This is a genomic window from Bacillus sp. FSL K6-1000 (genome assembly GCF_038630785.1).
Taxonomy (GTDB): Bacteria; Bacillota; Bacilli; order Bacillales; family Bacillaceae; genus Bacillus; species Bacillus safensis.
Genome location: NZ_CP152042.1, coordinates 3,233,223 through 3,246,306 on the forward strand (window position 1 = coordinate 3,233,223; position 13,084 = coordinate 3,246,306).

A 13,084-nucleotide genomic window follows, 5' to 3' on the forward strand; every position below is an offset into this window, starting at 1 on the left:
TTTCTTTATTTTGCTTTTACAGATTCGATCGTTTTCAATCGAAGTGTTCCATTTGCATCTTTTGTATAGGTTACTTTTACTTTTGATTCTTCTTTTAAGCTGTTCACTTGTTTAGAAAAGGTATTTCCGAATTGAATAGCTACTTCTTTTCCATCAATGTTGACAGCAATTGTATGTCCATCAGCCAAACCGACATATGTGCCTTCTTTGGTGACTTCATTATTCTTACTAGTTGTTGATTCTTTCTTTGTTTTAGATTCAGATTTTGAGTCAGATTTTGATTGGTCTTTAGCTGGTTCTTCTTTTGTGATTTCTTTGCTAGAGCTGTCTTTTGCTTCTTCATCAGATTGACCTGCTGGTTCTTCTGTTTGAGCAGCTGTTTCTTTACTTTGATCATTTGATTTTTCATTTTTTGATGATTGATCATCTTCTGATTTTTCGTCTGCAGCCTTATCTTTGTTTTGATCGGCTGCTTCAGTTGTTTCTTTTTTACTGTCATCCTTTTTGTTATCACTTGATTGATTTGTTGTGCCGCACGCTGTGAGCAATACTCCTAGAAGCAATACGAGAAACGGCATTGTGATTAATTTTTTCAAGATCGTCACCTCTTCATGATTTGTCGGTTTGCTGAAGATTTATGCGTAAACCATTCACCTTCTATGTTTCAATTATAACAAACATAACCAAAAATGAAATGTATTTTTAACTTGACAATGTTTCTTCATGGACTTTTAAAAAAAGGCTGCCGAGTTCTTACTCGAGCAGCCTAAGAGGAGTATCTGAGGCACCCCTCAGGTTTGTGTTTTCTTATCTAAAATAACCTGACACACCGCTTGAAATGCCTGACGCTAAACGATCTTTATACGTAGCAGATTTCAAGATGTTTGAATCAACTGGACTAGAAACAAAACCAGTTTCTAAAAGAACACTCGGCATCTTAGAATATTTAATGACGTAGAAGCCAGCTGTTTTCACACCACGGTCTCTTGTTCCTAGTGCACTGACCATTTTGGGCTGGATGTTTTGCGCCAGCTTCAGGCTGTTTGCAGCCGCATTTGTTTTGTCATAGTATGTTTCTGTTCCATTTGCACTGCTGTTATCATTTGAGTTCGCATGGACACTAATGAAGATATCCGCTTTCGCATTGGCACCTTTGCTCACTCGTGTTTGAAGACTATCAAATGTGTCTGATGTTCTTGACATAGTCACAAGTGCACCAGCATTGTTTAATTTCGTATTTAAACGCTTTGCTACGTCTAAATTCAAGTTCTTTTCATATAATCCGTAACCTACAGCTCCTGAATCATGCGCGCCATGACCTGGATCAATGAATACTTTTTTCCCGACGACAGGATTTTTTAGTTGAGATATAACATTAGCTGTTACGACATTCGTTCCACCTATTACTTGAAACTGTTTAATTTTTTTCTCACCTATTAATTTTCGCGAAGCAGCAGGAACATTATTTTTATCCACAAAAAACAAAGCTTTTCCTTGCTTTGCTGCAAGACTAGTTCCTGATACCGCATCTGGTTTAGCGTTAACATTACTCAAATATGAATTGCTCGTATCTATGTTGAACTTTTTCACAATATTTACTGCTGTATCATAACGAGTTGCGCCTCCCACTCTTGTAGGAGATGGTAATTTAGCAAAAGCTGTTTTACTAATAACTAACTCGCCACCGACAACAATTGTCTTCTTTATGCCTTTACTCTTAAGATAATTTGCAGTCACAGACTGCAAATTTTTATTATCTGTTAATAAAATAGGATATCCCATTTTTGCTGCATACGGTGCTATTGCTACTGCATCTACAAACCCGTTAGCAATAATTCCAGTACTAGAAGCTTTCATTTTCTTCGCAACTTCTACAGCTGTGTCATATTTGGTATTTCCTGACAACCTTGTAACTGAGATGCCCAGTGCTTTTAACTGTGAGACTACGCTGTTTGAGACAATCTTAACTCCACCAATAATTACTACCTTTTTGGTTTTTAATGATTGAAGTCCACTTTTTGTTTCTGCTGAAAGCTTATCTTTATCAGTGGATAAGACTGGAGCGTTTATTTGATAAGCGTATGGTATTGCACTTAAGACATCTGTATTAATACTATTTCCAATAAGCACTACCGTTTGTGCACTCGACCATCCTTTTTTTGCAACGTTAACTGCTGTTGCATAGCGTGTGCTACCATCGATTCTTGTAACGGCATTATCAGCTAGTGCAGATGGAATAAATATAAAAAGCGCTATTATACTAAGAAACGTAGATTTTAAGAAAGCACGCAAGATAACCATCCTCCTCTTTTAATTATTCGTAAGTTTCGTACCTGGATAATAGAATGATAAAATACTAGAATATGAGTCCCCTGACTCAGCTCGAGCTTTTGCTCCATATTGACTCATTCCAATACCATGACCATATCCTTTTCCAGATATAGTGAAATCATTTGTATTGTTTATTACAGAAGCGTACGTACTTTTCATATTTGTTGCACCTAATACCGATCTGAAATCAGAACTCTTAAAACTAAATGTAGCTATTTTATTCGTACTATAAGTACCTGTCTTATTTTTCAGGTGATATTTCAAAGTGATATTTGCAGTTTTTGCCCGTTGACCTTTAGTTTTACCTGAAAAAGATAAACCTGTGATAGAAGAAATTTTCATTTCTGAAGCACCAGATTCTTTATTTTTTAGAATCCAATTTTTTAACCCTACTAGTTGGCTAGCATTTACTTCAGCCTGTGAACCCCACCAAGAGCTAGGACTATTTGTATTAAGTGTTGAGCTTAGTTGTGTTTTAGATAATTTAAGCGTCCAAGCAGTTTGCGGATCCATTGTATCTGTTTTCGCAACTAAATAGGCGATTGGATTCGTCCAGACTTCTTCACTCGCTTCTGTGTAACCACCATTACTAGAGTAATAAGTAGCTGAAATAAGTTGATTGTTATATTTTAATACTTTTCCTTTTGTTTCATTTACAGCCTTTGTAGAGTTCGCATACCAATTATACCCCCCGTATACTTGGAACGCAGTGGTATCTGGAACAGTTTTACCGGTACTATTCAAAGAATATGTACGTGCCGCAACAGCCTGAGCTTTTAAAGCTTCTACATGCCAGCTTGCAGGCATTTCGTTTGGTATGACACCCTTCAAATAATCTTCAAATGGAATTTGTTCATTTGTAGGTCGAATATAACCAGATTCAATTGCAAAATTGACTTTTCCAAGATAATCTTTACCTGCAATTTTAATTACGTTTTGCGTTGAATATTTCTCAGGAACAACCCTTAAAGACGCTCCAAAGGTTTTGATACCTTTCACTGAAATTTTCCCATTAGAAATATTCAATTGATAATTTGTATTTTTTTTCAAATAAAATTCATCTGAAATTTTCTTTTCCAATTTTTCAGAAATGGCACTCTTTCCACCTGAAAGGGTAAATGAGTGTGTACCTTTTTCTTTAATAAGATTGGTTATTGGGGTAGTTAGATCTTCTTTCTGAATTAAAACCATCGCATTGTTATTCAATGCGGCCATGAGCGATAAAGAAATTGCATCTGAAAAAGAATTATTCCTTGCCATGTAAAGCTTTTCAGCATTCATATTAAATTTTTTCACAATATTTGCTGATACATCATGGAGAGTTTTGCCGCCAATTCGTGTCACTGTAGATTGTTTTTTGACATCATTTTCTACAGACTTATTTATTGCACCTTCTCCACCAATAATAGTAACTTTTTTCGGTAATTGATATTTTGGTAAACTATCTTTAGCAGTGGTGAAGATTGGTATATTATGTCTTGCCGCATATGATGCAATAGAAGCTCCATCGGCGAATGAATTCCCCGTTACAAGCATCGCCTCACTATAACTTCCCAATTCCTTTGCAATATTTTGAGCGGTTACGTACTTTGTTGAACCGCTAATTCTTTTAACTTTCCCATATTTTTTAAGTGTACTTTCAACTCTAGGAGTTACAACAGTTGTTCCACCAATAATTAAAATGTTGTCAGGCTGCATACTTTTTATTTGAGTTTCTGTTGCTTTTGTTAGTTCGTTAGATTCTGTATATAGAATAGGTGCTTTCAACTTATAAGCTAATGGAGCCGCAGAAATAGCATCTGAAAAAGCACTTTTATTCACAATGACTAACGTTGAGGGGTTTTTCCAACCATCAGAAGCAATCAAATTTGCTGTGTCATATAAAGTTTGACCAGCATAACGTTTAACAGTTGATACATTCGCTCCAGTTACTTTGTATATACCTGATGATGAAATATCAACACTTTTTTTATTACCAATATAATTTAATAATTTAACAGAGATTGTTGATTCGACAGCTAAAGATTGCACTGGCGCAAAAACTAGTGAAATTGCCATTAAGATAATGAAAGTAAAGCTCTTTTTTTTCAAATTTTATTCCCACCAATCACTCTGCGTTTTGAATTGTCATAATTTCCTTTTGACCATTGTCATTAATAAAGTAAGAGATTTCTACTGTGTCTCCTGGTTTAAATTCATTTAACACATCTTTAAAATTTTCCGTAAATTCATAGTTTAAGGTTGTATTCACTTTTTTCACTTCGACTGTATGTGCATCAGCCATTCCAATAAATTCAGCTTTCTCTTCCAGCACCTGAGGAGTTGAACTGCTTGTCTTGTTTTCTCCAGTGGACTGCTCAGCCGTTCCACATGCTGTGAGCACGATACCTAGTAGCAGTATTAAGAACGGTAAAACGACGATTTTCTTCATTTTTTTCACCTCATGTCTTTGTATCGTCTTATAACTTATTATTTTAAGGTAAATTTAAGGTTTTTTGAAACCTTTTTTTTGTTACAACGTCTATATCTAGGTTCAGAGTAAAAAAATAACCTGTTTATCACTATTCGTAAACCTATAATCATGGAAGAATCATAGAAAAGGTGAGTGACATTATGAGAGCTGAAAGAAAAAGAAAGAAGAAAAAGGTTCTTTGGATTGTTTTATCGATTATTGGCTTATTCGTATTAGCAACTGGCGGATACGCATATCATCTTTGGAACACAGCAGCATCGACCGTCGCAGGCATTCAGGAGAATTTAAAGAAGTCAGATAAGCGTGACAAAGATGTCGATTTAAATAAAAAAGACCCGATTTCTATTTTAGTCATGGGTGTCGATGAACGAAAAAATGACCGAGGCCGTGCAGACACATTAATATACATGACAGTAAATCCGAAAACGAAAACGACCGAAATGGTGAGCATCCCACGTGATACGTATACGAAAATTGTCGGAAAAGGCACAATGGATAAAATCAACCATTCCTACGCATTCGGCGGTACACAAATGGCAGCAAATACTGTAGAGGAACTGCTTGATGTACCTGTTGATTACTTCGTTAAAGTCAATATGGAAAGCTTTAAGGATATTGTCGATACACTTGGCGGCATTACGGTGAACAGCACGTTTGCATTTAGCTATGATGGCCACTCATTTGGTACAGGAGAGATTAACCTGAATGGGGATCAAGCCCTTGCCTATACGAGAATGAGAAAGCAAGATCCAAAGGGTGACTTCGGACGTCAGCAAAGACAGCGCCAAGTCATTGAGGGCATCATTGCAAAAGGTGCCAACATTTCATCTATTACGAAATTCGGCGATATGTTCAAAGTCGTAGAAAATAATATGAAGACAAACATGTCATTTGACGATATGTGGACGATGATGAATGATTATCGTGATGCAAGACAGCATGTAAAACAACACGAGCTGAAAGGATCAGGCGCACGTATCAATAACATTTATTACTACCAGCTTGATGACAGCAGTCTTGCGAATGTGAAGAAGGAATTGAAGGAAAGTTTGGAGCAGTAAAAAAGAAGACTACAGGAATGTACCCTCAGATTGTAGAGAAACTCATGTTTTTCTACAATCTTTTTTATTTTCAGCGTAATAATGATGGATGAGATTGAATGAAAAAGTCCTCTAATATCTTCTTCATGCTCTGACACGCAGCTGTGAGAAGCACTTGCTCACTCACGTTTTGTTTTCCCCTCAACCGGCAGTAGCCAAACCCATGCAGTTGTTATGAATCTGCAAAGCTTCGCTCTATTTTTTTCTTTTCTCTTTTTATATTGCTTTTTTCCAGATATATATAGACGTATTTGACTAATCTTTTCTTTTTGTTCCTCCCACACATGTCTAGAGATCACTTTTTGAAGACTTTTCGATATTGTACAGCTCTCAAGAAAAGGATACTAAAAATATGATGATCGGATAAATCTTTACAGATTGGATTAATAACCAGAATCAGTAACAAGAATGCGGCCTCCTACCATATCATGATTGATGGCTTGAAACACAATCTTCTCGAAAATGTTTTGAAAAATCATTGTATATTTAAATCAAGAACGACTGTTCCAACTAATGGTAAAGCAGTGGGGAACGGGGTCATTGATGTTCGAACCTAAAAACCATCTATACGCTATGTTATAGTAAATTTCTTTTTCAAGTTGTCTTTCAGAACGGATACCGTACAGGCTCCCGATAAACATCATTTTGAACAAAATAAGTGGATCAAGAGAAGGACAACTTTATTCTAGCTATAGTACGGCTTCACTTTATCTACGATAATTGAAAAATCAATGTACTAATCAACTTTACGAAGCGGGTGATCCTCTTCGAAAAGTTGATCTAATCGTAAAAATTCGGCTTCGTGCTGAGAAGAATCTCTAGTATGGAACATGAGAAATAAAATGGGATGTGGAAAATTCAGGAAAAAAAGCTGTCGAGATTTTCTCGACAGCCTGAAGCACCTTAAACTATAGGTGCTTTTCAATGTTTTGTATATGACAAAAGAATATTTCCTTTAAACACTTTCCTCTTTAGTAGAGTCAGATAACAATTCATCAACTACTCTTTTGCTCGAATTTCCATCTAAATCATCAAAGAAGTAATTGACGAATGAATCAATTTTGTCAAAGTCATACTCATTGTTTTTAATAATAGATACTAATTCATGACAAGTTTTAGCTAGCGGCCCTGGTATAAACGAAAAGTAATCATAATAAAAATCACGTTTTCTTATATAGTCGTCTACATCATAACTAAAGAAGATCATAGGCTTATTCAATAAGGCGAATTCGAAACAAACGGATGAGTAATCAGTAATTAACAAATCAGCAATCAATAAAAGATCATTTATCTCTCTGAAATCTGAGAAATCATAGAAAAATTCACTATACTGATACGGAATGTTTATAGAGTTTTTAACAAACGGATGTATTTTGAATAAAAAGACATACTCATCCTTTAATTCTCTATAAAGCTGATCGAAATTTAAAACATCAAATGGATAATGAGCTGACTGTTGACCATTACCTCTAAAAGTTGGGGCAAATAAAATCACTTTTTTATTTTTAAGATATGGATATTCTTCATATAAACGTGATTTCACAGCCTCTTTCTTCTCCTCATCAAAGAAAAAATCAGTTCTAGGTATTCCTGTAGCTACCACGTTATCCATTTGTACTCCGAACCCTTCAGCATAATGTTTCCGAATACTATCTGAACTCACAACTACCTTCGTATAGTTTCTATGATTTTTAGAAGTAGGAGATGGACCACCTGGCAAACCTATACGGCTATAACCAAATGTTTTAAAGGCACCTACAGCATGCCAAAGCTGAACTAAGTCCGCATTTTTACGAATTTTTAGTGGATAAATCATTGGATAAAAATCGTCTATAATAATGTTTTTACTTGTTGCAAAATGATATGCCATAGAAACTAATTCGGTGAAACTCTTCTTATCACGAATACTTTCCTTTAAAAAGAACTTAAACTCAAAAGTTTCTTCTCTGTTTAATAACTCTTCATAGACGAATTCAAAATTACCAGATAAATCGGTTCTACTATCAGACGCAAAAGTAATTTTCCGTTTGTTTATTGGAAGTAGACAAAACAGTATATATAAAAATTTAAATATTGTCCGATTGAATTTACGTGTTAAACGATTAGCACTTTTTCCCGTATCTAATTCAAGAAGGCTTGGATCAATTTCTTGGAGTTTATTAGAAGATAAATTAACCGTTTTCTCTTCTTCATCATAGGTAACGATCAAGTTGAATTTCATCATTTTTTTAGCTGAATGAAATTCCATCTTGGCAGCATACACATCATTTTTTAAAAATTCCTTGATGTTTCCCAAAGTATGAATTTCACGATATTTAACATTGCTGCCATTCATTACTTCCAACTCAATATAAACTTTAAATTCTCCTTGTGGCAAAGGCTTGTCATCATTAATTTTTGCAAAATTAATTTGTTGATGGAAGCCAGCCCACTTGTATGAATTAGGGATAGAGTCCTTTTCTTCATTTAATACTGTTTCTACTGGACAATCTTTTAATGATATAGATTGAAATAGGTCACCGTTATTTACCAGTAGTATTTTTTTTCTAACATTATCTTCATTTTGTAATGGCAATCCTTCAATATAAATATATCCCGCAATATCCAGTATTGAACCATTCCAAGAAAAACGAGTTATTTTCCTTTTTGGAATTATTTGATTCTCCACTACATTGTCAGTCTTTTTAAATAACGAAAAAACTTTTTCATCACTTTTTTCATCTATTATCTGAACATCTTGTTTTTTAGAAGATGTTCGTAATTTAAACTTCAATATTGACTCTCCTTTTTTCATCGTTATCAGTTATAATTCCTAAAATTAGTGAAACTACTCTATCTGTAGACCTTCCATCACAGTTTTCCATAAAACGCTTGGAAAATTCTTTTAAGTTGACTTTTTGGGAGCCTGAATACAAATATTTTAATTCCTCTACTAACGATGAAAGGTTTTTAGTAATGGGACCGGGTGCAAATGAATTAAAAGGATAATAAAAATCTCTTTCTTCCATATAATCATCAAAGTCTGGACAATAAAAGAGAATAGGTTTGTTCAATAAACTATATTCAAAAATTACAGAAGAATAGTCTGTTATGAGTACATCCGAAACAATCATTAATTCATATAAAGAGAATTGCTTTGTAAAGGTCTGATCAACCTTAAATTCATTCTCCATGTATGGGTGTAATTTGATAAGGACTTCATATTTATCAGGTTCTATATTCTTAAATAGTTTTTCACGGTCTAAAATAAGGGTTTGATCTTTTTGGTTATGCGCTCCCCCTCTATATGTAGGAGCATACAAAATTTTAATCTTATTTTTCAAGTGTGGGAATTTTTGGTAAAATCTGTCTTTTATATGCTCCTTTTCTTCTTTTGAGAAGAAAAAATCAGTTCTTGGTACGCCTATTGGCAAAATTTGTTCAGGTGACATATTAAATGCTTCAGCAAAAGGAAGAACTGATTCTTTAGAACTAACTATAGCATAATCATAATTTGAATGTACTGGTACAACCTTTAAATACTCAGGTGATGGCCCTGATTTCTTACCGATAATAGAGTAACCAAACTTTTTAAATGCACCACATGCATGCCAAATTTGGATCACTTTCGTTTCTGATCTTTTATTAATTAGGTAAAGCGGGAAATAATAATCATCCAATAAAAGAACCCTGCATGTGGACACATGATAAAGTGAGCTTAAAAGATGAATAACATACATAACCTTCCCTTTTAATCCACCATTCATTTTCCTTAACAGGAGAACAACTTCTATATCTGTTTCTTCACTTAAGCTTTTGTAAATACTCTTAAAATTATCATTTAACTCACTATCTCTATAAGTTGCCATTACAACTTTTTTTTTATTTACACGAAAAGCAAAAGCCAAGAAACTATAATATAGACGAAAGGCAAATTTCACAAGCTTCACTGCAAATTCATTCACTATATTTCCCATTCCATAATTGTTTTTCCCCAAGATGACGTTAGATCTTCCTCAAAAGATTTTATAATGTCATCGATACTTTTAACAGTATGAGTTGCACCTATTAATGTCTCAAGATATTCTGCGATTTCTGGATATTTGATAAGAATATCCACCGTGTTTTGAAAATCCTTACTTCCACTTCTACTGCTACCAATTAAAGTAATGCCTTTTTCAAGAACCATTCTTGTATCGACTTTTACAGGGTATTCTGTAACACCTAATAAAGCAACAGTTGCTTCTGGATTAGTGTATTCAATGATTTGTTCGATCGCACTCTCACTACCACGCCCACCAACACATTCAAATGCATGATCCACTTTAACTTCAGATGGTATGTTATTAATTTGATAAACTGCATCCACAAAAGAAAAATGTTCTAGTTTATACTCATTTTTCCCAAAAACAAAAACTTTACTTGAGGGATAAAGTTTTTTGAGAATTAGAGATGTAATAAATCCTAAATTCCCATCTCCCCATACTCCAAAATGCTCTCTGTTTTCATGTGCCTTCCGCTCAAACCGACTTAAAGAATGCACAGTAATCGTTATTAATTCTATAAATGCAGCAACATAAGGATTTATATTATCAGGCAAAGCCACTAGTCGGTCTGCATCCATAAACATATAATCCTGCATAAAACCATCATATCCACTAGATCTAAAATTACTTGAACGGAGGTAGTTTTCTGCAATATATTCATTTTCTTCATTAGGGATGTTTGGTACCATCACTACTTTAGTTCCAACTTTAAATGTACCAGTTGGATCATACATGACTTTACCTATTCCTTCATGAATTAAGGCCATAGGAAGCTTTTTATCCATTGCTTCCTTACCCCTTGAACCAGTGTAGTAACGTTGATCAGCTGCACATATAGATAGATGAGTTGGCCGTACAACGACTTTATTACCTTTAATATCTTTATCCTTGTATGTCACTTCAAACTGTCTCGCGGAAACTAATCGATATGTTTGATTAATCATTTTTTATATTCTCCTGTAAAATAGCATTTGCAACTTTCAAATCGTAAGGAGTAGTTACTTTAATGTTAAATACCTCTCCACGTACTAACTTCACTTGTTGTCCTAATAAAATGCAAATTTTGCAAGCATCAGTTAAAACTTCTTTTTGATTCTCTGTCAAACCCTCGTAAAGTTTCTTAAGCAAGGAAATATTAAAACTCTGTGGGGTTTGTCCTTGAAACATCTCATCTCTAACAGGTATATTGGAAATATACTCGCCTTTTTCCGAAGTAACAATCGTATCTATAGCTGGTATAACGGTATCTACAGCACCATGTTTAAGTACGGCATTGATATTCTCGTCAATGATTCTGTGTGTTAAAAAAGGCCGGACTGAATCATGTGTCACAATTACATCATCATCGTTAATTCCATATTCCTTCTCAATAAAACGAACTCCACTCATAATAGATTCGTTACGATCAGCACCACCCTCAATAACAACTAGACGATGGTCTTCGTTAATATATTTTTTTAATATATTCTTTGTATGATTGATCCATTCTTTTGGTGTTACTATAATGACTTTATCAAAACGATCGTTTAATAGGAATTTTTCAACAGTATGAATAATGATAGGCCGATTATTTAAAGGGAGAAACTGTTTTGGCATACTTACATTACCCATCCTTGAACCTTTACCACCAGCTAAAATTTCTGCATATATCATATTTGAAACTCCTTTCAGTATTACCATCTTATAAATCAACAAATGTATTTTGCTATTGTTGCGGCTTATTCATGCCGCCTTTTTCAAAACAACTCTGCCAATATAATAACATATTTCGACTATGTTTTTGACTATTTTTATTATAGACATATTCGTATGCTATTACAGCTGGTTTCTTTTTCAAATAAACAATAATGATAAGAAATGCGTTTAAAATTTCGCGGGTTTCTCATTGATTAAACCATATTGAAATAATAACAAGTCAACAATTCTCTTAGAAGCTTGTCCATCACCATAAGGATTTGAAGCTCTCGACATTTTCTCATACTCTGACTTATTGACTAAAAGCTCTTTTGTCAGTTGGTAAATCATTTCCTCTTCAGTCCCTGCTAATTTCAGCGTGCCTGCTTTCACTCCTTCTGGGCGCTCTGTTGTATCACGTAGTACTAATACTGGCTTCCCTAGAGAAGGCGCTTCTTCTTGTACACCGCCAGAATCCGTCAAGATAAAATACGAAGCGGCAGCAAAGTTATGGAAATCAACGACTTCAAGCGGTTCAATCAAATGTATACGATCGAGATCACTGAATTCTGTCTGAGCGGCGTCACGTACAGCTGGGTTTAAATGAACAGGGTATACGACCTGTACATCTTCGAACTCTTCTACTACACGTCTAATCGCTCTAAACATATTTTTCATTGGCTGTCCGAGATTCTCCCTGCGATGAGCCGTTAACAAGATCATTCTATCTGTGCCTATTTTCTCTAAAATAGGATGTTTATACTGTTCTGTGACAGTTGTTTGCAAAGCATCAATGGCTGTATTCCCTGTCACAAAAATAGTTTCTTCTTTTTTATTTTCTATTAAAAGATTCTTCTTTGCCTCCTGTGTAGGCGCAAAGTGAATATTAGCAATGTTTCCAGTCATTTGACGGTTCAATTCCTCTGGGAATGGAGAATACTTATTGTGTGTTCTTAATCCTGCCTCGACATGACCAACTGAAATTTGGTGATAAAATGCAGCTAAGCTTCCTGCAAAGGTTGTTGTTGTGTCTCCATGAACAAGCACAATATCAGGTTTTTCCTCTTGGAATAGTTGATCTAGTTTCAATAATGCATTTGATGTAATTTCAGATAATGTTTGGTTTTCTTTCATAATATTTAAATCGTGGTCGGGCTTAATATTAAAAGCTTTCAGCACTTGATCAAGCATTTCTCGATGTTGAGCCGTCACAGTAACTGAAGATCTAATTTTCGGATGTTTTTTTAGTTCAAGGACAAGAGGTGCCATTTTAATCGCTTCAGGTCTCGTCCCGAATACAGTCATAACATGTAATGTTTTCAATAGTCGATGCCTCTTTCCCTTATATTATATAAGCACATTATACAAAAGAATATAAACGAATTCTAATCATTGTATTTTCAATTTTTACAACGCCTTTACCCTGTTCAACATGAAAATTTACAAAGACTCTTTACAATAAATGTTGAACCTAATAATAC

At 34.6% G+C, this 13,084-nt stretch carries 10 protein-coding genes and 1 pseudogene; 1 reads left to right on the forward strand and 10 read right to left on the reverse strand.

The window, feature by feature from the left end:
- Positions 1-5: 5 nt before the first annotated feature.
- The 4 genes from MHI46_RS16860 to MHI46_RS16875 all read right to left on the reverse strand — a co-directional run bounded on the left by MHI46_RS16860 (position 6) and on the right by MHI46_RS16875 (position 4,762).
- Positions 6-605 (reverse strand): hypothetical protein, encoded by a 600-nt coding sequence (locus MHI46_RS16860; protein ID WP_251181024.1) that lies wholly within the window; start codon positions 603-605, stop codon positions 6-8.
- A 202-nt stretch (positions 606-807) separates the two neighbouring features.
- A complete protein-coding gene (locus MHI46_RS16865; RefSeq protein WP_251181023.1) occupies positions 808-2,292 on the reverse strand; it encodes an N-acetylmuramoyl-L-alanine amidase in 1,485 nt (494 codons plus the stop codon).
- 18 nt (positions 2,293-2,310) lie between these two features.
- Positions 2,311-4,422: a SpoIID/LytB domain-containing protein gene (locus MHI46_RS16870; RefSeq protein WP_251181022.1), complete on the reverse strand. Its 2,112-nt coding sequence runs from the start codon at positions 4,420-4,422 to the stop codon at positions 2,311-2,313.
- 16 nt (positions 4,423-4,438) lie between these two features.
- Positions 4,439-4,762, reverse strand: a complete 324-nt coding sequence (locus MHI46_RS16875) for a LytA (protein WP_251181021.1) — start codon at positions 4,760-4,762, stop codon at positions 4,439-4,441.
- Positions 4,763-4,944: 182 nt separating this feature from the next.
- Between MHI46_RS16875 and MHI46_RS16880 the strand changes: the two genes are divergently transcribed.
- Positions 4,945-5,865 carry a LytR family transcriptional regulator gene (locus MHI46_RS16880; protein ID WP_251181020.1) on the forward strand — a complete coding sequence of 307 codons (921 nt, stop codon included), beginning with the start codon at positions 4,945-4,947 and terminating at the stop codon, positions 5,863-5,865.
- Positions 5,866-5,935: 70 nt separating this feature from the next.
- Here the strand turns inward: MHI46_RS16880 and MHI46_RS16885 are convergent.
- The 6 genes and pseudogenes from MHI46_RS16885 to wecB all read right to left on the reverse strand — a co-directional run bounded on the left by MHI46_RS16885 (position 5,936) and on the right by wecB (position 12,926).
- Positions 5,936-6,736 (reverse strand): annotated as a pseudogene (locus tag MHI46_RS16885) (transposase).
- A gap of 123 nt (positions 6,737-6,859) precedes the next feature.
- Positions 6,860-8,698: a CDP-glycerol glycerophosphotransferase family protein gene (locus tag MHI46_RS16890; protein WP_313902608.1), complete on the reverse strand. Its 1,839-nt coding sequence runs from the start codon at positions 8,696-8,698 to the stop codon at positions 6,860-6,862.
- A complete protein-coding gene (locus tag MHI46_RS16895) occupies positions 8,667-9,881 on the reverse strand; it encodes a CDP-glycerol glycerophosphotransferase family protein (RefSeq protein WP_251181018.1) in 1,215 nt (404 codons plus the stop codon). The genes MHI46_RS16890 and MHI46_RS16895 overlap by 32 nt, the downstream gene beginning before the upstream one ends.
- Positions 9,848-10,873 (reverse strand): ribitol-5-phosphate dehydrogenase, encoded by a 1,026-nt coding sequence (locus tag MHI46_RS16900; protein WP_251181017.1) that lies wholly within the window; start codon positions 10,871-10,873, stop codon positions 9,848-9,850. Before MHI46_RS16900 ends, MHI46_RS16895 begins: the two co-directional genes overlap by 34 nt.
- Complete coding sequence (locus tag MHI46_RS16905; RefSeq protein ID WP_144503015.1) at positions 10,866-11,582, reverse strand: 2-C-methyl-D-erythritol 4-phosphate cytidylyltransferase; 717 nt, start codon at positions 11,580-11,582, stop codon at positions 10,866-10,868. The genes MHI46_RS16900 and MHI46_RS16905 overlap by 8 nt, the downstream gene beginning before the upstream one ends.
- A 210-nt stretch (positions 11,583-11,792) precedes the next feature.
- A complete protein-coding gene (gene wecB / locus MHI46_RS16910) occupies positions 11,793-12,926 on the reverse strand; it encodes a UDP-N-acetylglucosamine 2-epimerase (non-hydrolyzing) (RefSeq protein WP_251181016.1) in 1,134 nt (377 codons plus the stop codon).
- Between the last annotated feature and the right edge of the window lie 158 nt (positions 12,927-13,084).